Source organism: Tabrizicola sp. (assembly GCF_041911175.1).
Lineage (GTDB): Bacteria > Pseudomonadota > Alphaproteobacteria > Rhodobacterales > Rhodobacteraceae > Tabrizicola.
The window spans coordinates 13,821-34,356 of record NZ_JAYRPN010000103.1 but is presented as its reverse complement, the minus strand read 5'-3'; the positions used below and the strand labels follow the sequence as shown (position 1 = coordinate 34,356).

Genomic DNA, 20,536 nt, shown 5'->3' with positions numbered 1-20,536 from the left:
AAGGCGAACGAGGAGCCGCTACTCCTCCACCGGTCCCGCGATTTCCCGCCCACGATAGCCCATCGCCACCACGAACTTTTCCGAACTGTCGGCCCGGCTGGCGGGAGGCTTCACATTCGCCACCTTGCGGAAGTTCTTCTTCAGCATGGTCTGCATCTCGTGCTCGGCCCCGCCCGCCAGCACTTTGGCCACGAAGGCCCCGCCGTCCTCCAGCACGTCGAAGGCAAAGGCCAGCGCCGCCTCGACCAGCGCCACGATCCGCAGGTGATCGGTTCCCTTGTGACCGCTCGCCGCCGCCGCCATGTCCGACATCACCACATCGGCCCGGCCTCCCAGCCAGCCCTTCACCTTGTCGTCGGCATCGTCGGCCAGGAAATCCAGCTGGTGCAACTCAGCCCCTGCAATCGGCTCCACCTCTTGCAGGTCGATCCCCAGCACCGTGCCCTGCGGCTTCTTCGGGTTCTGGCTCAGCGCATTCACCCGCACCACCGCCACCTGGCACCAGCCCCCCGGCGCGCAGCCCAGATCGACCACCCGCGCCCCCGGCTTCAGGAAGCCATACTTGTCGTCCAGCTCGATGATCTTGTAGGCCGCCCGCCCGCGATAGCCCTCGCGCTTGGCCCGCTGGACGTAAGGGTCGTTCAATTGCCGCTCCAGCCACAGGGTCGAGCTGAGCTTCCGCCCCTTGGCGGTCTTCACCCGCACCCTGAGCTCGCGCTGCCCGCGCCCCGAAGTTGGCTTTTCCGTCATGTGTAGGGCCCGTCCGCCAAAACGCCATCCGCGCTCATCTGCGCGTAGAGAAGCCCCTCCCTAAGCCCCCGGTCCGCCACCGACAAGCGGTCCGTCGGCCAGATCCGCATCAAGGCCTGCAGGATCGCCGCCCCCGACATGATCAGCGCATGCCGGTCGCGCCCGATCCGCGGGTCGGTCCGCCGCCCCTCCGGCCCCAGCGCCAGGTATTCCCGGATCACCAGGTCGATCTGGTCGGAGGTCATCTGCAACCCGTCCACCTTGGTCCGGTCATAGCGCTTGAGGTTCAGGAACGACGCCGCCACCGTCGTCACCGTGCCCGAGGTGCCGATGATCTGGAACCCGGCCCGCGGATTCTCTGAATTGTAAGGGCTGAAGCTCGCCAGGTTCTCCTCGAAGAACCAGCTCATCAGGGCAAAGCGCGCGGCGTCATCGTCCACGTCGATGAACTGGTCCTTCAGCGTCGCCACGCCCAGCGGGACCGAAATCCAGTCCACCACCCGCGCCACCGCCCCCTCGCCCTGCGCGTCGAACCCCATGTGCAGCCGCATGATCGCCCGCGGCCGGTCCGCCGGGGCGACGGCGCTGAGGTCGATCCACACCAGCTCGGTCGAGCCCCCGCCGATATCCACGATCAGGAGCTGCTCGGTCGAAGGGTTGACCAGCGGCGCGCAGGAAATCACCGCCAGCCGCGCCTCTTCCTCCGGCGCGATGATCTCCAGCGCGAGGCCCGTCTCACGCCGCACCTGGCGGATGAAGTCCCTGGCATTGCGCGCCCGGCGGCAGGCCTCGGTCGCCACCAAGCGCATCCGGCGCACGCCGTGCTTGTCGAGCTTGCGTTCGCAGATGCGCAGCGCCTGGATCGTGCGCCCCATCGACGCGCGCGACAACCGGCCGGTGGCTTCCAGCCCGGCCCCCAGCTGCACGGTCTTCGAGAAGCTGTCGATGATCGTGAACTGACTGCCCGTCGGCTGGGCAATCAGCATCCGGCAACTGTTCGTTCCAAGATCCAGCGCCGCATAAAGCGGCGCCGTCTCCGGGCCTTGCAGGGCCGACGGGTCATCCACGCGGGAAACACCGGACGGCGTCTCGACCTGCGCGTCTGTCGCGTCCGCCCTACGGGGACGCACGGGCGTCATGACCGCCCTCCATCTGTGGTTGAGGTCAGGGTAAAGGGCTTTTGCCAGCGATACAAGCTTTGCCGGTCCGCAATTCGTATTCGCGATGTTGCATAATTGTCGGACATGTCGGGCAAGTTCTGGCAAGGATGTTTGGAAAAATTGACGTTGCCGTCACGGCAAGGAAATATTCGGAAAAATTTTCTTCGATTGGACATGACGATGAAAACAACGCTCCTTGCAGCTTCGCTGGCCGCCACCCTTGCCGTCCAGCCGGTGCTGGCTGGCGGACCTGTTGCCGCCGCCGATGAGCCGTCTGTCGCTGCCGACGCAGTGACGCCCGACTGGAGCGGCCTGCATCTCGGCCTTGCTGCAGCCCGCCCGAACGGAGACAACGCTTGGGCCGAGCGCGGCGTTGGCGTGCAATCTGACCCTGGTGACTTTTCCGGCACGCTTCCCACCCTCTCGGCCGGCTATGACTGGCAGCGTGGCAACCTGGTTTATGGTGTGACTCTGTCGATTTCCGGCGGCGACATCTCGGCCAACCCGGTTTCAGGGGGCGGCTTTGGCTGCGGCGGATGCGAATTCACCGTCGACAAGTTCGCCACCCTGCGCGGTCGCCTTGGCTGGTCGCTGGGCAAGACCCTGGTCTACGGCACGGCCGGTCTGGCCCGCGCCCACGGGCAGGGCACGACTGCCGGCGGCACAACCATTCACGGCGAGGACAACCTGACCGGCTGGGCCGCAGGGCTCGGGGTCGAACGCTATGTCGGCAGCAAGATCACGATCTCGGCCGAATACCTGCAGACCGACCTCGGCCGCATGGAACTGCCGGACAGCTGCTCGACGCAGTGCTATACCGATGTCAGCTTTGGCCTCATGCAACTGGGCGTGAACTACCGCTGGTAAACCGATCATTCGAGCATGGCAAAGACCCGGCCTCCATAGGGGGCCGGGTCTTTCTGTTTCGGACACCCTTCATCTTCTTCATGAAAACTTCTCAGCGCCGTGGGACTGGCAGGGTCGCGGTTGCCCGGCTAAGTTCCCACCGCGCAGGCGGGGGTCGCATCCATCTCTCGCCATGTCGAAAACCGACACCGGCTGTCGGGTATCGGCCAGTATCAACAGGGTCAACACCGGCAAGGGAATCGCACATATCATGGCCGAACTCACCGTCGTCTACTGGCGCGACATCCCGGCCCAGGTCATCGTCGGCAAGGGCCGCCGCGCGGCCAAGATCCAGCTTTCCGAACGCTTCGAACAGGCCATCGACCGCTGCGCCATGAAGATCGGCGCGCGCGATACCGACAGCTACCTCGCCGAATGGCGGAAAGCACCCCTGGGCGAGGTCGAGGGCGAGCCCGAGGCCATCGCCGCGACCGAGGCCGCCCGCCTGGAAGCCGAATTCGACACCGCCGCGCTGAAGCGGCTCATCGACGCCGAAGGCTGGGCCAAGGCCTGACGCCATCATGACCATCAAGGAGACCGTCATGGCCCTGTTCAATTTCCGCCGCAAGGAAGAAGCCGCCCCCAGCACCGGCGCGCTGGAACCTTTCCTCAAGGGCTACTCGATCGAGGTCATGCCCCGCACCGCCGAGAAGGTGGAAAGCTTCCGCGACCTCCTGCCCACCGGCACCCGCGTCTACATCGCCCACATCGAGGGCACGCCCATCGAGGACATGGTCGCCACCGCGAAACGCATCGGTGCCGAAGGCTTCGACGTGATGCCGCACTTCCCGGCGCGGATCATCAAGGACAAGGCGACGCTGCAAGCCTGGGTCGCAGCCTACAAGGACGTGGGCGTCAGCCAAGGCCTCCTCCTCGCCGGGGGCGTCGCCCAGCCGGTCGGCGACTACGCGACCTCCATGCAACTTCTCGAATCCGGCGCGTTCGACGGCTTCCAGCGCCTGCACGTCGCGGGCCACCCGGAGGGCAACAAGGACATCGACCCCGACGGCTCCGACCGCATGGTCATGGAAGCCGCCCGCTGGAAATCCGCCTTCATGGATCGCACCGATGCGAAGATGGCGATGGCCACCCAGTTCTGCTTCGAGGCGCAGCCGGTGATCGACTGGGTGAACCGCCTGCAGGCCGAGGGGATCAAGCTTCCGGTCCACATCGGCATCGCCGGCCCCGCCAAGCTGCAAACCCTGATCAAGTTCGCCATCGCCTGCGGTGTGGGGCCGTCGCTCCGCGTCCTGCAAAAGCGCGCGATGGACGTGACCAAGCTCCTCCTGCCCTACGAGCCCACCGAAGTGCTGGAAGGCCTCGCCGCCCACAAGGCCGCGAACCCCGGCTTCGGCATCGAGCAGGTCCACTTCTTCCCGCTCGGCGGTATCAAGACCAACGCCCAGTGGGTGACTGAAAACGGCGGCGCCTCGGGCGTTCCCGCCAGCGCAAACGCCTGAGAGAAAGCTTCAAGAATGACCCGTACTGTCGTTGAATCCAAAACGAAAACCGTCATCATCGGCTTTGACGAGCCCTTTGCCGTGATTGGCGAGCGCATCAACCCCACCGGCCGCAAGAAGCTTGCCGCCGAGATGGAAGCGGGCAACTTCGAGACCGTGATCAAGGACGCGCTGGAGCAGGTTGCCTGCGGAGCGACGATCCTCGACGTGAACTCGGGCGCTGTCTTCACCAACAAGATGGCGATTGACCCGCGCTACGCCGACAACAACTTCGTCGAACCGCCGCTGATGAAGCAGCTGATCGAGATCGTGCAGCAAACAGTGGACGTGCCGCTCTGCATCGACTCCTCGGTCCCCGGCGCGCTGGAAGCCGGGCTGATGGCCTGCGAAGGCCGCCCGCTCCTGAACTCGGTCACCGGAGAGGAAGAGCGCCTGGAACTGGTCCTGCCGCTGGTGAAGAAATACAACGTGCCGGTCGTCGCCATCTCGAACGACGACACCGGCATCTCCCAGGACCCCGACGTCCGCTTCGCCGTGGCGAAGAAGATCGTCCAGCGCGCCGCCGACCACGGTATCCCCGCACATGACATCGTCGTCGACCCGCTGGTGATGCCGGTCGGCGCGATGGGCTCTGCCGGTCAGCAGGTCTTCGCCCTCGTCCGCCGCCTACGCGAGGAACTCGGCGTCAACACCACCTGCGGCGCCTCGAACATCTCATTCGGCCTGCCGCATCGTCACGGCATCAACGGTGCCTTCCTGCCGATGGCCCTCGGCGCGGGGATGACCAGCGCGATCATGAACCCCGTCCGCCAGCAGGAGATGGAGGCGATCCGCGCCGCCAACTTCCTGATGAACCACGACTCCAACGGCGGCGAATGGATCCGCTTTGCCAAGGTGCTGGAAGCGGTGGAAGGCGGGCTCAGCTTCGCCGATGCCTCCGCCGCCGCCGTGCAAGCCGCCGGAGGCCGTCGCGGCGGCCGCCGCGGCCGGGCGTAAGCCATCCGGGACTGCCCTCGCGCCGACCGAGGGGGCAGTCCCGACTTTGCCTTTCACATTTGCCCAAGTATCCCCGCCGGAGGCATACTCCGAGCGGTCTTGCGTTCTTCACGCAAGACCGCGAGACAAAAGGACTTCGCGCGCCAGCGCTCAATTCGAAAACCGTCCCGCACCCGCGCGGCCGTCACCTTTCCGTCACCGGCCCCCGCCCCCGGTTGCGCGGCCACCGCAAGCTTGGCACCCTTCGCCCATGCGCCCCGGCCCTGCCCTCCTCCTTGCCCTCTGCCTCGCGACCCTTCCCGCGACGGTCTCCCGCGCCCAGTCCCTCCTCGACCCCCGCGCCGTGATGGAAACGGGCGTCGAAATCGCCGCCACCGCCCTTGCCAACGCGCTGGTCGCCTCGCGCGATGCCGCCTGGGAACAGGGCACCCGGCCGATGCCACCGCAGATCCGCGAGGCCCTGCTGCGCTGGTATCCGCCCGACCTCCTCGACAGCGTCGAATACCGCGTCGGCGTGGCCGAGGACGCCAGCCTCCAGTCCCTCTCGATGCGCTACAGCGACGCCACCGCCCTTACCGCCATCGACACGATCATCTTCCACGACTCCCGGGACGCGCAGACCAACATCGCGCTCTGGGGCCACGAGGTGAAGCACGTCGAACAGTTCCGCAACTGGGGCCTGATGGACTTCGCCCGTCGCTACGTCCGCGACCATGAAGCGGTAGAGCGCGAGGCCTATGCCATCGGGGCCGAGATCAAGGCGGTATATGGCGGCGGGTAGGATGCGTGAGTCCACGCACCATCTTCCCAAATCCAATTCCTAACACCACCCTAACAGAGTCTGTCAACGAATTGTAATTACTTCATTATCTGGAAATGTCCACCGTGGACACCTACCCCGCCACCGCCCGCAAGGACGCCGCCCGGGCTGCGGGCACCCGGTCCACCTCCACGCAGGTGAAGACGTGCAGCGTGTCCAACTCCCGGTCCGCCACCGCGTGATCCGAGACCCAGCCCTCCATCCCCAGATAGGTCCGCAACAGCGGCGGCAGCCCGGCCAAGGCCGCCTTCCGGTCCCCCACCGGACCCGCCGCCGCCAGTTCCACCACCTCGACAGCCTTCCGCCCCGGCAGGTGTTCCGCAGGCCCGACGAACCCCACCGCCAGCAAGGCCAGCGCCGCCCGGTGTGCCTCCCAACCCGCGCCCCGGAAGCTGGAGCACCCCACGATCAGCCCCGCCTGCCCCTCGTCGACCACTTTCGTCATCGCCCCCCAGGCCAGCCGCAGCACATCCGGGTGCACCCCACCGGGCGCGACGCAGAACCGCCCCATCTCGGCGATGGGCCGCGCATAGCCCGACAAGGGACCCACATCATAGAACCGCGCGGCGTAGCCCTGCGCCAGCCCCGCCCCCCAGCCGAAGAGCATGACCCGGAAATAGGCCAGCATCTCCGGCCCCGCTTCGACGATCACATGCGCCGACAGCTGGTCCTGCGCGTCCTCCTCCTCGCCCGACACTCTCGGGAAGGCCGCCCGGCGGAAGGCCATCACGCGGTTCATCTCCGCCGCCCCCTGCGCCAGCCGCGCCACCATCCCGCCCTTCCTCAGTGGCTCCACGCCCTTTTCCCCCGCGCCGTCACGTCCTATCTATCGCATATCCGAACAGGGGACGCAGCATGGACAAGATCAAGAAGACCGATGCCGAATGGCGGGCCGAACTGTCGGACAGCGCCTACCGGGTGACGCGCCAGCACGGCACCGAGCGCGCCTTCTCGCATCCCGGCTTCCCGAAAGAGGCGGGCACCTTCCTCTGCGTCTGCTGCGGAGCGCCGCTCTTCGATCAGGACGACAAGTTCGAGTCGGGCTGCGGCTGGCCCAGCTTCACCACGCCCATCGCGCCCGAGGCGGTCGAGGAAGAGGTCGACCGCAGCCACTTCATGACCCGCACCGAAGTGCACTGCCCGCGCTGCGCCGCGCATCTGGGTCATGTCTTCCCGGACGGTCCGCGCGACCGCGGCGGGTTGCGCTACTGCATCAACGGGGTCGCTCTGACCTTTGATCCGAAGGAATGACCGTCAGCCCTTGGGCAACATGCTGGCCGCATCGACCCGGCCGAAGTTGCCCAGGATCTGCTGGATGAAGGACAGGCCCTTCACGTTGCTCTGCGTCACCCGGCGCGAGATTTCGACGACCTGACCGTCCTCCAACCCGTAGCGGGCGACATTCTCGACCGTGCCAGCCTCGTTGAAGGTCACCGCAAGCACCTGACGGTCAACTTCCTTCGGCTCGCGCGGGCCGAAATGCCTGTAGCGGCTTTGCACATAGAACCAGCCGACATCGTTCAGCAGGCCCGAGGTCGAAGGCCGCCCGATCTTCTGGCCCACGGTCTCGCGGGTGTCCTTGCCCACCTCGACCAGCGCCAGTTCGTCTTCCGTAGGCACATAGCCGTGATTGCGGTAGACCGGCGCGCAGGCGGCAACAGAGGCGACCAGCGCCAGCATCAGGCATTGCTTGCGCGATACCTGGCAGGCCGCAAGGAACGACCGCGACAACCGGAAATCTGCCATGCCTGCCCTCTTGTCCCGCTGAAACATCATCTGCCGAAGCGGGTTCTTCAAAACCCTTGGCAATCGGGATATCAGACTCTCAGCCCCTTGCACAAGAATGGAACGCCGCACCCGCGCCGGGGGCGGCGGTTCCCCGGAAAGACCGTGATGACCGATCCTGCCGCTCCTCGCCCGACCCGCTTCCGCACCGGCGGCCTCAGCCCGCGCAAGCCGACCCGGTTCAACTACCGACCCGATGCCGGTGACAAGGCTGCTCTGGCCGACGATCTCGGCCTCATCGCCCTGCACCGGCTGGAGCTGACCGGCGAAATCCGCCCTGCGGGCCGCGACGAGCTGGTGCTGGAGGCGACCCTGACTGCAGTAGTCGATCAGGCCTGCAGCGTCACGCTTGCCCCGGTCCCGGCCCAGGTCTCGGAGCCCGTCCGCCGTCGCTATGTCGCCGGGCTGGAAAGCCCCGATGGCGAGGAAGTGGAAATGCCCGAGGACGACAGCGTCGAACCGATGCCCGAGGTGATCGACCTGGCCGAGATCGCGGCCGAGGCCCTGGCCCTGGCCCTGCCGCTTTACCCCCGCGCGCCGGGGGCGGAGTTCGCGGAGGGCCTGCATGCAGCCGAGGGGGTGACACCCCTGACCGACGCCGATCTGAAACCCTTCGCGGGCCTGCAGGGCCTTGCGGCGAAGCTTGCGGCGCAGGGCAAGGCGGAGTCAGGGGAGGATGAGTGACCTCCCGCGCATGCCCGTGATGCGCCTGCGAAAAGGGGCTTGCGCCGACCGGGAATCCGAGTATGTTCCGCGCCTCATTCAAGCTGTGAAGCAGCATCGGCAATGCATTGCCCAACAGGGCGGTAACGATGCTGAATCGCAAAGGAAATCCGGGGCGCATGTCCCCACTGCCCGAGGTTGAGACATGGCTGTCCCGCAGAACCGCACCACGAAATCCCGCCGCAACATGCGCCGTGCGCATGACGCGCTGGTTGCCGCCAACCCGAACGACTGCCCGAACTGTGGCGAGCTGAAGCGTCCGCACCATGTGTGCAGCGCCTGCGGCCACTACGATTCGCGCGAAGTCGTCTCGATGGCGCGCGAAGTCGACGTTGACGAGGACGCGGCGTAAGCCACGCCTCGCGCGCTGACAGATGGCCACCGGACCCGAGTCTGCGTCTGCCACGGCCTCTGAGCGCGTCGTCATTTCAGTTGACGCCATGGGTGGCGATCGCGGGCCGGCAGCCGTCGTTGCCGGCCTGGCTGATTCCATTGCCCAGCATCCCCGCCTGGACGTGATCCTGCACGGGGACGAGGCCACGCTGCGCCCCCTCCTCGCCCGCCACCCCGAGCTTGCCTCGCGCGTGACGCTCCGCCATGCCGACCGCGTGGTGACGATGGAGGACAAGCCCGCCCAGGTCATGCGCCACGGCCAGGGCACCTCGATGTGGTCGACCATCGACGCGGTCAAGGACGGCCAGGCAGCCGCGGCGGTCTCCTGTGGCAATACCGGCGCGCTGATGGCGGTGTCGATGCTGCGGTTGCGCAAGCTTCCCGGCCTGAACCGCCCGGCCATCGCCAGCCTGTTCCCGACCCCCACCCCCGGCAAGCTGAACGTCATGCTGGACATGGGCGCCGACGTGAAGGCCGACCCGACCGACCTTTTGCAATACGCCTTCATGGGCGCTTCCTATGCCAGGAACGGCCTGGCCATCACGCGCCCGCGCGTCGGCCTCCTCAATGTCGGCACCGAAGAGCACAAGGGCCGGGCCGAGCTGCAAGAGGCCCACGCCCTCCTCGGCCGCAGCACCGAGGCCGGCAGCTTCGACTATGTGGGCTTCATCGAGGGCACTGATATCCTCTCCGACCGGGTCGACGTGATCGTGACCGACGGCTTCACCGGCAATGTCGCGCTGAAGGCCATCGAGGGCACCGCGCGGCTGGTCGGCGATCTTCTGCGCCAGACGCTGACCTCGACGCTGCTGGCGAAACTGGGCGCGCTTCTGGCCCGGGGCGCGCTGAAGCGGCTGCAGATGCGGATCGACCCGCGCCGGGTGAACGGCGGCGTCTTCCTCGGCCTGAACGGGACCGTGGTCAAGTCGCACGGCTCGGCCGACGCCACCGGGATCGCCGCCGCCATCGGGCTGGCCTACCAGCTGGCACAGGTGCGTTTCCTGGAACGGCTCGCGGCGCGGGTTGCATCCGCCGAAGCCGCGGGGCAGGATGCGCGGGTGGGGGCCGACCGTCCTGAGACGGGGCCAGGGACCGGAGGCTATCCTTCCGAATGATACGCGCCGCAGTCAGGGGCGTCGGGCATTACCTGCCCGACCGCGTCGTCCCCAACTCCGAATTCGTAGCCATCGTCGATACTTCGGACGAATGGATTCGCTCCCGCTCCGGCATCGAGCGCCGCCATTTCGCCGCCGAAGGCCAGTCGACCAGCGACCTCGCCACCCGTGCCGCCCAGGCCGCGCTGGCCGATGCCGGGCTGGACGCCGGACAGATCGACGCGATCATCGTCGCCACCTCCACCCCCGACCTGACCTTCCCCTCGGTCGCCACGATGGTGCAGAACGCGCTGGGGATGTCCAAGGGCTTCGCCTTCGACGTTCAGGCCGTTTGCGCCGGATTCGTCTTCGCGCTCACCAACGCCAACGCGCTGATCCTCTCCGGCCAGGCCAGCCGCGTGCTGGTGATCGGGGCCGAGACCTTCTCCCGCCTGATGAACTGGAAGGACCGTACCACCTGCGTCCTGTTCGGCGACGGCGCCGGGGCCGTGGTGCTGGAGGCGGTCGAGGGCCAGGGCAGCAAGGCCGACCGGGGCATCCTCGCCACCGACCTCAACTCGGACGGGCGCTACAAGGACATCCTCTATGTCGATGGCGGCACCTCGACCGGCACCACCGGGCATCTGGTGATGGAAGGCAAGGAAGTCTTCCGTCATGCCATTGAAAAACTTGCGGAAACCGCCCACACCGCGCTCGACAAGGCCGGGTTGACGGCGGAAGACGTCGACTGGATCGTGCCGCATCAGGCCAATATCCGCATCATCGAGGGCACCGCGAAACGGATGCAGGTCCCGATGGACCGCGTGGTGGTGACGGTGCAGGACCACGGCAATACCTCAGCCGCCTCGATCCCGCTGGCGCTGTCGGTCGGCAAGGCGCGCGGCCAGATCAAGCCGGGCGATCTGCTGGTGACCGAGGCCATCGGCGGCGGCCTGGCCTGGGGCTCGGTCGTCCTGCGCTGGTAATCGCCTTTAACCACGCGTTCCAAGTGGTTGATATTGACTCGTAAATCCATCCGGCCCATCCTCGCGCCACAAAATCTCGTGGGGGGATGCGATGAGCGAGAAGACCTTGACCCGGATGGACCTCAGCGAAGCCGTGTTTCGCGAAGTGGGCCTCAGCCGCAACGAATCTGCCAATCTGGTCGAAGCCGTCCTGCAACACATGTCCGACGCGCTCGCCTCGGGCGAGACGGTGAAGATTTCCTCCTTCGGCACCTTCTCGGTCCGGGCCAAGACCGCCCGTGTCGGCCGCAACCCGAAGACGGGCGAAGAGGTTCCGATCTCGCCCCGCCGCGTTTTGACCTTCCGCCCCTCGCACCTGATGAAGGACCGCGTGGCCGCCGGGAAGAAGCGCTAAGGACGGCGGATGGACAAGTCACCCGACGCCTTCCGCACCATCAGCGAGGTGGCCGAGTCGCTTGACACCCCGGCGCATGTGCTGCGCTTCTGGGAAAGCCGCTTTCCGCAAATCAAGCCGGTCAAGCGCGCAGGCGGGCGGCGCTACTATCGCCCCGCCGATGTGGCGCTGCTGACCGGGATCAAGCGGCTGCTGCATGACGAAGGCCTGACGATCCGCGGCGTGCAGAAGATCCTGCGCGATCAGGGCGTGCGGCATGTCGCCGGGCTGACGGACGATTCGGTCAGCGTCGGCGAACTGGTCGCCGCAGCGGCCCCGGTGGCCGAGCCGGAAGCGGCCGAGGTTCCCGAAGCCGCCTTCATCGCCATCGACGACACCGAGCCCGAAGACGCCCCGGCCCCGCCGCCCCCGCGTCCTGCGCGCGCTCCGTCGGAACCGGGCACACTGCCGCTTTTCGATCGGGCCTTCGATGCGCCCCCGGCCCTGGCGCGCGCGCCTGCGCCGAAGAAGCCCACGCTGCGCAACGATGTCACATTCGCCAGCCAGATCAGGGCTTTGCCGAGCGATCCTGCCAAAGCGAACCGGCACGACCTTGCCGAGATCGCCCGCAGACTGGCCGCCCTGCGCGCGCGGATGGCCGAACGTGCCGAAGGCGGCAACCGCTGACGCTTCCATGCGCTTTCCCGCTTGCACCGGCCCGGAATACCGCTATGTATCGCCCCGTGTCGGGCCGTAGCGCAGCCTGGTTAGCGCGTCCGTCTGGGGGGCGGGAGGTCGAGAGTTCGAATCTCTCCGGCCCGACCATCGAAAACCCGCCCGCCTGCCACCCGGCAGTGCGGGCGGTTTCATATCCAACCCTCGGGGGGCTTTGATGACTGCCGGAGTTCTGCCCGCCCAGGCCCTGCGCCAGTTGATCACCACCGGCGCGCTTGCCGCCAGTCCCGCGATCCGCGACGACCAGATCCAGCCCGCCAGCCTCGACCTGCGGCTCGGCCCGGTCGCCTACCGCGTCCGCGCCTCGTTCCTTGCGGGGCATGGCCGGACGGTGCAGGAACGGCTGGACGAATTCACCATGCACAAGGTCAACCTGGCCGAGGGCGCGGTGCTGGAAAAGAACTGCGTCTACGTCATCCCGCTGGCCGAGCGGCTGGCCCTGCCGCTGGGCGTGACGGCCGTCGCGAACGCCAAAAGCTCTTCGGGTCGGCTCGACCTCCTGACCCGCACCATCACCGACGGCGGCGTGGAATTCGACCGCATCCCCGAAGGTTACACCGGCCAACTCTACGCCGAGGTCTGCCCGCGCAGCTTCTCCGTCCTCGTCCGCGAGGGCCAGCGCCTGAACCAGATTCGCTTCCGTCAGGGCCAGGCGGTCCTGTCCGATGCCGAACTGACTGCCCTGCATGCCACCGACTCGCTCGTCTCGGGCGAGGCGGTGATCTCCGAAGGCCTTGGCTTTTCCGTCGACCTGAAGCCCGCCACCGGCACCCTCGTCGGCTACCGCGCGAAGCCGCATACCGGCGTCGTCGACTTGGACAAGATCGGCCACTACCCCGCCGCCGACTTCTGGGAAGAACTCCACACGAAGGACGGTCGCATCATCCTCGACCCCGGCGCCTTCTACATCCTCGTCAGCCGCGAGGCGGTGACGATCCCCCCCGAATACGCCGCCGAGATGGCGCCGTATCTCGCCATGGTCGGCGAATTCCGCGTCCATTACGCTGGCTTCTTCGACCCCGGCTTCGGCCACGCCGCCGCCGGGGGCGCAGGCTCACGCGGGGTTCTGGAAGTCCGCTGCCACGAGGCCCCCTTCGTGCTGGAACATGGCCAGGTGGTCGGTCGCCTTGTCTATGAACACATGTCCGAACGCCCCGAAACCCTCTACGGTGCGGGGATCGCCTCGAACTATCAGGGCCAGGGGTTGAAGCTCGCCAAACAGTTCCGCTCGGCCTGACACCCGTTTCGTGCTATGCTGACCCGCGCGAAGACCCCGAGGGAGGGTGTCGATGCGGGCTTCATGGGCGCAAGGGCTGGCGCTGTGCCTCGCCGCACTGGCAGCGGCCCTGCCCGCCCGTGCCAACCGCCTGACTTTCGAGGTCTGGCCCGACGCCTTGCCCGATCACGTCGTCGCCTGCTCGGTCGGGCTGAGCGACGGCTGGATCAGTCTGGTCCGGGTTACAGGTGTCGGGCTGCCGCGCCCCGATCCGATGCGCTGGCGCGCCACGCATGACGAGGTGGAAGCTGTCGCCGACGGCCTGCAAGCCCTTGTCGGTGGCGCGTTGGGTTCGGTCGACCCCTACCTCTCGCGCCAGCCGCCAGCGCCCTTCCTGTCGGTGACCTGGATGACGCGGCTCGATGACCGCCTGGCGACCGGGCTCTACATCCAGCCTGGGCTTGCGCTGCCTGGCCCCTTGTCGCGGGCGCTGGCCTCTTTGGGCCTCAGCCGCGCTTGTGGTCTCAGCGCCAGAGCCGCCGAGTAACCTTCTGCACCTCCTTCGCCCGCGCCGCGAGGTCCCGAGCCTTCTTCGCCTGCTCGCGTTCCTCCGGAGTCATCTCAGCCTCGGGCTTGCCCCGCCGTGCGGCATAGTCGACGCCCGCATCCATTGCGCTGCGAACCAACATCTTCGCCAGCATGTTGAAAAGGCCATTCAGGTTCATCCCTGCCTCCTCAATCCTCGAACAACTCGCTCTGCCCGACCTGGGTTTCCTCGTCCTCATCCCCCGTCGCAGCCTGCCCCGGCAGAGGCCGCGAGTCCAGCAGCCCCGCCGCCCGCAGCTCCTTCAGCCCCGGCAGATCGCGCGCCGATTCCAGGCCGAAATGGTCCAGGAACGTCTCCGTCACCACGAAGGTCACCGGCCGCCCCGGAGTCATCCGCCGCCGCCCGAGCCGGATCCATTCCAGCTCCATCAGCTGATCCACCGTGCCCCGGCTGACCGCAACCCCCCGGATTTCCTCGATCTCCGCCCGCGTCACCGGCTGATGATAGGCCACGATCGCCAGCGTCTCGATGGCGGCGCGCGACAGCTTCCGCACCTCCACCGTCTCGCGCCGCATCAGGAAGCCCAGGTCGGCAGCGGTGCGGAAGACATAGGCGTCGCCCACCTTGACCAGGTTCACCCCCCGCCCCTCATAGCGCTTCTTCAGATGCACCAGCGCCTCGGCCGGGTCCGCGCCATGCGGCATCCGGGCTTCCAGTTCCGCCAAAGTCACCGGCTCGGCGCTGGCGAAGAGGATCGCCTCCACCATCCGCTCCTGCTCGCCCATCGGCGGGGCGTCGAACAGGCTGTCCTCGTCCGCGACCATCACCCCTCCTTCCGGCGCAACTCGATGGGCGCGAAGGTCTCGCCCTGCCGCAACACCACCTGGCCCCGCTTGGCCATCTCCAGCACCGCTGCGAAATGCGCCGCCAGCGACGACCGCCGCGCCATCGGCGTCGCATCCCAGCCCTCGGGCAGGAAGCTCACCAGCGCCGCCCAGTCGCCGACATAGCCGATCAGCCCGCGCATCCGCTCCAGCGCCTGCTCCATCGTGTAGACATGTTCGCGGTCCAGCACAAAGGGCCGGAACTCATCCTTCGTCCTGATCTGCGCATAGGCGCGCATCAGGTCCAGAAGCGTAGCTGTATATTGCACCTTCCGGTGATGCGTCAGGTCCTCGGGCACGCCGCGTGCGAAGAAATCCCGCCCCAGCTGGTCGCGCCCCATCAGCCGCGCCGCCGCATCGCGCATCGCCTGCAAGCGTTCCAGCTGGAAGGCCAGATGCGCCGCAAGGTCCTCCGCCGACGGTCCCTCGTCCCCCGGCTCCGGCGGCAGCAGCAAACGCGACTTCAGGAAGGCGAGCCAGGCCGCCATCACCAGGTAATCCGCCGCCAGCTCGATCCGCAGGGTCCGCGCCTTTTCCACAAAGCCCAGATACTGCTCGGCCAGCTTCAGGACGGAAATCTTCCGCAGGTCCACCTTCTGCGTCCGCGACAGCGTCAACAGCAGGTCCAGCGGCCCCTCGAACCCGTCCACGTCGACGATCAAGGCCTCGGCGGCCAGCCGGTCCTCGGTCAGGATGCGCTCGGGCTGCTCCCAGTCTTCCTCAGCCATGCGCCAGCTCTGCCAGCGCCGCCTGAACGTCCACCGTCGCGGGCCGCCGCGCCGCGACAGCCGCCTCGGCCCGCTTGAGCGCCTCCGGCCCCATTACCCCCGCCGCCCCGGCGACCGAAACCATCTCGGCCATGTCGCCCTTGCAGTGCAGGGCGATATCCACCCCCGCCGCAATCGTCCGCGCCGTGCGTTCGGCCAAAGTCCCTGACAGGGCCTGCATGTTCAGGTCATCCGACATGAGAAGCCCGCCGAACCCGATCTCCTCCCGGATCACCCGGATCATCTCCGGGGACTGGGTGGCAGGCCGCGCGCCATCCAGCGCGGCAAAGACCAGATGCGCGGTCATCGCCATCGGCAGGTCATTCAGCGCCCGGAACGGGGCGAAATCCACCGCCGTCAGCTCCTCATGCGAGGCGTCCACGGTGGGCAGATCGTGGTGCGTATCCACATGGGAAAGCCCATGCCCCGGCATGTGCTTCATCACCGGCAGCACGCCCCCGGCCATCAGCCCCTCCGCCACCGCCCGCCCGATCCGCGCCACGGTCTCCGGGTCGCGACCATAACAGCGGTTCATCAGGAAGGGATGCGTCTCGGGCCGCACCACGTCCAGCGTCGGGATGCAATCGGCGTCGATCCCCACCGCCGCCAGTTCCGCCCCCATCACCGCTGAGCGCAGCCGCATCACCCGCTCCGCCGCCGCCAGCGACTCGGCCCCGTCGACCGTGTCCAGGGGCGGCGTCCATTCCCGCCAGTGCGGCGCGCGCAGCCGCTGCACCCGACCGCCCTCCTGATCGACCAGCACCGGCGCATCCCGCCCCACCGCCTCGCGCAGGTCAGAAGTCAGCCGCCGCAGCTGCGCCGGGTCCTCGATGTTGCGGGCAAAGACGATGAAGCCGAACGGGTCGGCATCGCGGTAGAAGGCACGCTCTTCCGGCAGAAGCTTCGGACCGGCGCAGCCGAAGATCACCGCCCCGCGACCGACCGTCATTTCTGCGGCACCGGAATGCAGACCGCGTTCTCGCTGACGAAGGCGGAACAGAAGCGGCGCGCGTCATCCTCGCCCTCGAACCCATGTGCGCGCAGGCGATAGAAGGTCCGCCCACCGCTTTCCGCCGGCTGCACCACCATCGCCTTCTCCGCCATCAGCTCGCCGAACCGGCCCTGCAGCCGCACCCATTCCGCCCGCGCTTCCTCGGCGGTGTCGAAGGTGCCGAACTGCACCAGCCTGGTGCCGGGCGGAATGGCCGCGGGGTCGATCTCGTTCGCCGCTGCCATCGCCACTGCTTCCGCCGGAGCCGCCGCCACAGCCTCCCGCGCGGCGGGTCGCACCTTCGGACGAGGCGAAACGGTGATCGCCCCCTCTGGCGCAGGCTCCGCATCTTCGGTCAGGGGAACGTCATCGACCACCGCCGCATCGCCGGGAATCTCCCCCAGCGCTTCGGCCAGGGCCGCATCGACCGCGACCTCGGTCGGGTTGGCGCTCTCGGTCGCAGGCTCCGCCGCCAGCGCCAGGTCGGCATCCGCCGTCAACGCGGTCGAAGGAGCCGAGGCTTCGGACAGGCCCGGCATCGGCTCACCACCCAGTCCAGCGGTATCTTCGGCCGCAAGTTCCACCGGGCGCGGCGCCAGCACCAGCTTCTCCGGCGGCGGGGCGGCGATACCCTCGGCGGCCACGGTGTTCACCGCAAGGCCCTGGTTGTCGGCGACCTCGCCCCCCGGGTCGGCAGGAGCGATCCGCATCGGCCCGTCCAGCGCCTGGATGACCGGCACGCCATTCACGTCGCGCACCGCCAGCTTGTAGCCCCAGAATCCCAGACCCAGCACCAGCGCCAGCGAGGTCACGGCCCCGGCAAGGTTGACAGAGCGTTGCACCTTGGCCGGGTCAAGACCCTCACGGACACCACGACGCTGCATCTGGCCCCCTTGCGGGTAGCCGCCGCCGAAATCATGATCCGCGTCCGCCATCTGCTGCCCCTGCCTGCGGGGTGGTTGATCCGCCCCTCGCATTCACGCCTCATGCCCGGAGGGGCGCCGTATCGTCAGCGCATTTCCTCGACCGGAGTGACGCCAAGGATACCAAGGCCTGCGCAAATAACAACGCCCACGGCCCGCGCGAGGGCGATTTTTGCCAGAGATTTTGCGGTATCCCCCTGGATGAACCGCAAGCTGTCGTCATCGTTGCCCCGGTTCCACAACCCGTGGAAGTCGGACGCGAGTTCGTAGAGGTAGAAGGCCACCCGGTGCGGCTCGTGCCCCTTGGCGGCGATCTCGACCAGCCGCGGCCATTCGCCCAGCTTGCGGATCACGTCCAGTTCCGCCTCGTGCCCCAGATGCGCCAGGTGGGCCGCCGAAAGCGAGGCATCGCTCACGTCCAGCCCGGCTTCGCTGCGCGCTTTCCGCAGGATGCTGTTCACGCGGGCATTGGCGTATTGCACATAGAAGACCGGGTTGTCCTTCGACTGCTCGGTCACCTTGTCGAAGTCGAAGTCCAGCGCCACGTCGTTCTTCCGCGTCAGCATGACGAAGCGGACGACATCCGGCCCCACCTCGTCGATCAGGTCGCGCAGCGTGACGAAAGTCCCCGCCCGCTTCGACATCTTGACGATCTGCCCGCCCTTCAACAGCTTCACCAGCTGGATCAGCTTGATATCCAGGCTGACCCTGTTCTCCGACAGCGCCGCCACCACCGCCTTCAGCCGTTTCACATAGCCGGAATGGTCCGCCCCGAAGATGTTGATCAGCTCGTCGAACCCGCGCTCCACCTTGTTCCAGTGATAGGCGATATCCGGCGCGAAATAGGTCCAGCTGCCATCCGATTTCTGCACCGGCCGGTCCTGATCGTCCCCGAACGCGGTCGAGCGGAACAGCGTCTGCTCCCGCGCCTCCCAGTCCTCCGGCGCCTTGCCCTTCGGCGGCTCCAGCACGCCGGTATAGATCAGCCCCAGACCCTTCAGCCGCTCCAGCGCCGCCTCGATCTGGCCGGTCCCGTACAGCGCCTTCTCCGACGAATAGACATCCATCGTCACGCCCAATGCCGCAAGGTCATGCCGGATCATCGCCATCATCATGTCGGTGGCAAAGACCCGCACTTCCGCCAGCCACTCGCTTTCGGGCATGTCCAGCATCCGGTCGCCGTGCATCGCCTTCAGGGCCTCGCCCACCGGGATCAGGTAGTCGCCCGGATACAGCCCCTCGGCGATCTCCGGCGACAACCCGTTCGCCTCGCGATACCGCTCATAGGCCGACCGCGCCAGCACATCGACCTGCCCGCCCCCGTCGTTGATGTAATACTCCCGCGTGACCGCATACCCGGCGAAGTCCAGAAGCGAGGCCAGCGCATCCCCCACCACCGCGCCCCGCGCATGGGCCACATGCATCGGCCCCGTCGGGTTGGCGCTGACGAACTCCACGTTCACGCGGCGCCCCTGCCCCAGCGAGGACCGGCCATAGCCCGTGCCCTTCTCCAGCACCTCCCGCACCAGCCCCTGCCAGGCCGCAGGCTCCAGCCGCAGGTTCAGGAACCCCGGCCCCGCCACATCCGCACCCGCGACCCGAGGGTCCGCCATCAGCCGCGCCGCCAGCGCATCGGCAATCGCGCGGGGCTGCATCCCCGCCGGTTTCGCCAGCACCATCGCCGCGTTCGTGGCCATCTCGCCATGCCCCGCATCGCGCGGCGGCTCCACCGCGACCGCGCTCAGGTCCAGACCGCCGGGCAGCACGCCCGAGGACATCAGCGCCTCAAGCTCGGCCACCACAAGCTCACGGATATCGGCGAACAGGTTCATTTGATCACATCCTCTGATGCCCAAGGCCATGCCAGAGGCCCGGTCAGAGGTCAAGAAGAGGCAGGGGGATCACCCCTGCCGCCAATCCTCCAGCGCCGCATTCTCCTCCGCCGCGCCACCCGCCGCGAAGGGCGACACCACCCCGCGCGAGCGGAAATAATGCGTCTCCCGCGCCCCGAAGTAGAAGGCGACGATCGCCCCCAGCAGCCACCAGAGCGGCTCCGGCACCGCGTTCAGCCCCACCATCCGCTTGGCAAAGGCCTCCGGGTCCACCATCGCATAGGTGAACAGCCCCAGCGTCCCGAAAGCCAGGAACGGCCGCGGCAGCCGGTTCAGCCCGTTCACCAGCCGGTCGAACCAACTCAGCGCCGGGTGCTGGTACTCCTCCCCCAGCTGCCGCAGCGCCGCCATCTGCGCCTCGGCCGACAGCTCCATCTTCTTCGTCGCCGAGGGCAGGAACACCTCCGCCACCCCCTGCGCCGCCTCCCCCAGCGCGCTCACCGCTGCGGGCGAGCCGATCAGCTTGCCGATCATCCCCATGCTGCCACCCGCGCCTGATGCTGCGCCGCCGTCAGATGATACTTCGGCGCGATGAAAGCCTCGGCCCGCTTGATCCAGCCGCCCTTGCCGCCATCCCTGGCGCGCGCATATTTCCGGCTGGCCGGGCGCTTGTCCGCCAGAGCGTAATAGTAGTTCCGCCGCGCGATCCCGTAGGCATCGACCAGGTGCGACGGCGCCGCCTCGAAGGCCGCCTGCGCCGCGCGAATAGTCTGCGGCCCGATCTCGCCATCCGGCTCGCAAGGGAACCCCATGTCGGTCAAGAGCCGCTGCAGGATCTTCACCGCATTGCCGCCGGCATTGACATACATGTCGAAGACCGACGCCTGCAGCGGCTCCGGCAGGGCCCCGATCCCCGGCGCCTCGAAATAGTGCTTGAGGTAGATCTCCACCGCCTGCTTCTGCGACAAAGCCTTCACATCGGCCACGTCGATCCGCGTGTCGCGGTTCACGTCGATCCCCAGCCGCCGCAGCGTCCCGATCGTCACCCCGTGGTTCGTGGCCCCGCCCGGATCGTCCGGGTCGTTCACGAAGCCCCCCTCTCGGGCCACGATCTCTTCGGCAATCTCCCGGACATTCGGCATCGGCACCCCCTTCGGCTCGGGGGCAAGCCTGCCGACAGGGCCTTAACGCCGCC

26 protein-coding genes and 1 tRNA gene are annotated in these 20,536 nt (G+C 67.6%); 15 read left to right on the top strand and 12 right to left on the bottom strand.

Going from position 1 to position 20,536, the window contains the following annotated elements; translation table 11 throughout:
- Nucleotides 1-18: 18 nt before the first annotated feature.
- Nucleotides 19-750 (bottom strand): RlmE family RNA methyltransferase, encoded by a 732-nt coding sequence (locus tag ACE3P6_RS14275; RefSeq protein WP_374396188.1) that lies wholly within the window; start codon nucleotides 748-750, stop codon nucleotides 19-21.
- Nucleotides 747-1,889 (bottom strand): Ppx/GppA phosphatase family protein, encoded by a 1,143-nt coding sequence (locus ACE3P6_RS14270; RefSeq protein WP_374396186.1) that lies wholly within the window; start codon nucleotides 1,887-1,889, stop codon nucleotides 747-749. The genes ACE3P6_RS14275 and ACE3P6_RS14270 overlap by 4 nt, the downstream gene beginning before the upstream one ends.
- 105 nt (nucleotides 1,890-1,994) lie before the next feature.
- On the opposite strand from ACE3P6_RS14270, the gene ACE3P6_RS14265 reads away from it, so the two are divergent.
- The 5 genes from ACE3P6_RS14265 to ACE3P6_RS14245 all read left to right on the top strand — a co-directional run bounded on the left by ACE3P6_RS14265 (nucleotide 1,995) and on the right by ACE3P6_RS14245 (nucleotide 6,053).
- On the top strand, nucleotides 1,995-2,777 hold the full coding sequence (locus ACE3P6_RS14265; protein ID WP_374396184.1) for an outer membrane protein: 783 nt from the start codon (nucleotides 1,995-1,997) through the stop codon (nucleotides 2,775-2,777).
- Between the two features lie 250 nt (nucleotides 2,778-3,027).
- Complete coding sequence (locus ACE3P6_RS14260; protein ID WP_374396182.1) at nucleotides 3,028-3,330, top strand: virulence factor; 303 nt, start codon at nucleotides 3,028-3,030, stop codon at nucleotides 3,328-3,330.
- Nucleotides 3,331-3,358: 28 nt separating this feature from the next.
- Entirely contained in the window at nucleotides 3,359-4,276 is a 918-nt protein-coding gene (locus ACE3P6_RS14255) for a methylenetetrahydrofolate reductase (protein ID WP_374396228.1), read from the top strand.
- 15 nt (nucleotides 4,277-4,291) lie between these two features.
- Nucleotides 4,292-5,272, top strand: a complete 981-nt coding sequence (locus ACE3P6_RS14250) for a methyltetrahydrofolate cobalamin methyltransferase (RefSeq protein WP_374396180.1) — start codon at nucleotides 4,292-4,294, stop codon at nucleotides 5,270-5,272.
- Between the two features lie 250 nt (nucleotides 5,273-5,522).
- Complete coding sequence (locus ACE3P6_RS14245) at nucleotides 5,523-6,053, top strand: DUF4157 domain-containing protein (protein WP_374396178.1); 531 nt, start codon at nucleotides 5,523-5,525, stop codon at nucleotides 6,051-6,053.
- Between the two features lie 112 nt (nucleotides 6,054-6,165).
- On the opposite strand, the gene ACE3P6_RS14240 is transcribed toward ACE3P6_RS14245, so the two are convergent.
- A complete protein-coding gene (locus tag ACE3P6_RS14240) occupies nucleotides 6,166-6,888 on the bottom strand; it encodes a GNAT family N-acyltransferase (protein ID WP_374396176.1) in 723 nt (240 codons plus the stop codon).
- A 59-nt stretch (nucleotides 6,889-6,947) separates the two neighbouring features.
- Here ACE3P6_RS14240 and msrB point away from each other — a divergent pair, with 59 nt between their 5' ends.
- Entirely contained in the window at nucleotides 6,948-7,343 is a 396-nt protein-coding gene (gene msrB / locus ACE3P6_RS14235) for a peptide-methionine (R)-S-oxide reductase MsrB (protein ID WP_374375183.1), read from the top strand.
- A gap of 3 nt (nucleotides 7,344-7,346) precedes the next feature.
- On the opposite strand, the gene ACE3P6_RS14230 is transcribed toward msrB, so the two are convergent.
- Complete coding sequence (locus ACE3P6_RS14230) at nucleotides 7,347-7,838, bottom strand: outer membrane protein assembly factor BamE (RefSeq protein WP_374396175.1); 492 nt, start codon at nucleotides 7,836-7,838, stop codon at nucleotides 7,347-7,349.
- A gap of 147 nt (nucleotides 7,839-7,985) precedes the next feature.
- Here ACE3P6_RS14230 and ACE3P6_RS14225 point away from each other — a divergent pair, with 147 nt between their 5' ends.
- The 9 genes from ACE3P6_RS14225 (at nucleotide 7,986) to ACE3P6_RS14185 (ending at nucleotide 13,944) form a co-directional block, all read left to right on the top strand.
- Nucleotides 7,986-8,561: a YceD family protein gene (locus ACE3P6_RS14225; protein ID WP_374396172.1), complete on the top strand. Its 576-nt coding sequence runs from the start codon at nucleotides 7,986-7,988 to the stop codon at nucleotides 8,559-8,561.
- Between the two features lie 184 nt (nucleotides 8,562-8,745).
- Complete coding sequence (gene rpmF, locus ACE3P6_RS14220; RefSeq protein ID WP_294970007.1) at nucleotides 8,746-8,952, top strand: 50S ribosomal protein L32; 207 nt, start codon at nucleotides 8,746-8,748, stop codon at nucleotides 8,950-8,952.
- A 22-nt stretch (nucleotides 8,953-8,974) separates the two neighbouring features.
- The gene (gene plsX / locus ACE3P6_RS14215; protein WP_374396170.1) at nucleotides 8,975-10,108 is read left to right on the top strand and encodes a phosphate acyltransferase PlsX; all 1,134 of its coding nucleotides are present in this window, start codon (nucleotides 8,975-8,977) and stop codon (nucleotides 10,106-10,108) included.
- Nucleotides 10,105-11,073 carry a beta-ketoacyl-ACP synthase III gene (locus tag ACE3P6_RS14210; RefSeq protein WP_374396168.1) on the top strand — a complete coding sequence of 323 codons (969 nt, stop codon included), beginning with the start codon at nucleotides 10,105-10,107 and terminating at the stop codon, nucleotides 11,071-11,073. The genes plsX and ACE3P6_RS14210 overlap by 4 nt, the downstream gene beginning before the upstream one ends.
- Before the next feature lie 91 nt (nucleotides 11,074-11,164).
- Complete coding sequence (ihfA, locus tag ACE3P6_RS14205; protein WP_374375194.1) at nucleotides 11,165-11,467, top strand: integration host factor subunit alpha; 303 nt, start codon at nucleotides 11,165-11,167, stop codon at nucleotides 11,465-11,467.
- Between the two features lie 9 nt (nucleotides 11,468-11,476).
- The gene (locus ACE3P6_RS14200; protein WP_374396166.1) at nucleotides 11,477-12,133 is read left to right on the top strand and encodes a MerR family transcriptional regulator; all 657 of its coding nucleotides are present in this window, start codon (nucleotides 11,477-11,479) and stop codon (nucleotides 12,131-12,133) included.
- Nucleotides 12,134-12,193: 60 nt separating this feature from the next.
- A tRNA-Pro gene (locus ACE3P6_RS14195) sits at nucleotides 12,194-12,271 on the top strand.
- Between the two features lie 67 nt (nucleotides 12,272-12,338).
- The gene (locus tag ACE3P6_RS14190; RefSeq protein ID WP_374396163.1) at nucleotides 12,339-13,418 is read left to right on the top strand and encodes a 2'-deoxycytidine 5'-triphosphate deaminase; all 1,080 of its coding nucleotides are present in this window, start codon (nucleotides 12,339-12,341) and stop codon (nucleotides 13,416-13,418) included.
- A 52-nt stretch (nucleotides 13,419-13,470) separates the two neighbouring features.
- On the top strand, nucleotides 13,471-13,944 hold the full coding sequence (locus ACE3P6_RS14185; RefSeq protein WP_374396161.1) for a hypothetical protein: 474 nt from the start codon (nucleotides 13,471-13,473) through the stop codon (nucleotides 13,942-13,944).
- Here ACE3P6_RS14185 and ACE3P6_RS14180 read toward each other — a convergent pair.
- The 8 genes from ACE3P6_RS14180 to ACE3P6_RS14145 all read right to left on the bottom strand — a co-directional run bounded on the left by ACE3P6_RS14180 (nucleotide 13,922) and on the right by ACE3P6_RS14145 (nucleotide 20,483).
- Nucleotides 13,922-14,122 carry a hypothetical protein gene (locus ACE3P6_RS14180; protein WP_374396159.1) on the bottom strand — a complete coding sequence of 67 codons (201 nt, stop codon included), beginning with the start codon at nucleotides 14,120-14,122 and terminating at the stop codon, nucleotides 13,922-13,924. The two genes, ACE3P6_RS14185 and ACE3P6_RS14180, sit on opposite strands and share 23 nt — an antisense overlap.
- Nucleotides 14,123-14,132: 10 nt before the next feature.
- Nucleotides 14,133-14,768, bottom strand: coding sequence for an SMC-Scp complex subunit ScpB (scpB, locus tag ACE3P6_RS14175; protein WP_374396157.1), 636 nt, complete (start codon nucleotides 14,766-14,768; stop codon nucleotides 14,133-14,135).
- Nucleotides 14,768-15,556: a ScpA family protein gene (locus tag ACE3P6_RS14170; RefSeq protein ID WP_374396155.1), complete on the bottom strand. Its 789-nt coding sequence runs from the start codon at nucleotides 15,554-15,556 to the stop codon at nucleotides 14,768-14,770. The genes scpB and ACE3P6_RS14170 overlap by 1 nt, the downstream gene beginning before the upstream one ends.
- The gene (locus tag ACE3P6_RS14165; RefSeq protein ID WP_374396153.1) at nucleotides 15,549-16,544 is read right to left on the bottom strand and encodes a glycoside hydrolase family 3 N-terminal domain-containing protein; all 996 of its coding nucleotides are present in this window, start codon (nucleotides 16,542-16,544) and stop codon (nucleotides 15,549-15,551) included. Before ACE3P6_RS14165 ends, ACE3P6_RS14170 begins: the two co-directional genes overlap by 8 nt.
- Complete coding sequence (locus tag ACE3P6_RS14160; protein ID WP_374396151.1) at nucleotides 16,541-17,521, bottom strand: SPOR domain-containing protein; 981 nt, start codon at nucleotides 17,519-17,521, stop codon at nucleotides 16,541-16,543. Before ACE3P6_RS14160 ends, ACE3P6_RS14165 begins: the two co-directional genes overlap by 4 nt.
- 74 nt (nucleotides 17,522-17,595) lie before the next feature.
- The gene (gene argS / locus ACE3P6_RS14155; RefSeq protein WP_374396149.1) at nucleotides 17,596-19,341 is read right to left on the bottom strand and encodes an arginine--tRNA ligase; all 1,746 of its coding nucleotides are present in this window, start codon (nucleotides 19,339-19,341) and stop codon (nucleotides 17,596-17,598) included.
- A gap of 69 nt (nucleotides 19,342-19,410) precedes the next feature.
- A complete protein-coding gene (locus ACE3P6_RS14150; RefSeq protein WP_374396147.1) occupies nucleotides 19,411-19,881 on the bottom strand; it encodes a holin family protein in 471 nt (156 codons plus the stop codon).
- Nucleotides 19,872-20,483: a holin-associated N-acetylmuramidase gene (locus ACE3P6_RS14145; RefSeq protein ID WP_374396146.1), complete on the bottom strand. Its 612-nt coding sequence runs from the start codon at nucleotides 20,481-20,483 to the stop codon at nucleotides 19,872-19,874. Before ACE3P6_RS14145 ends, ACE3P6_RS14150 begins: the two co-directional genes overlap by 10 nt.
- Between the last annotated feature and the right edge of the window lie 53 nt (nucleotides 20,484-20,536).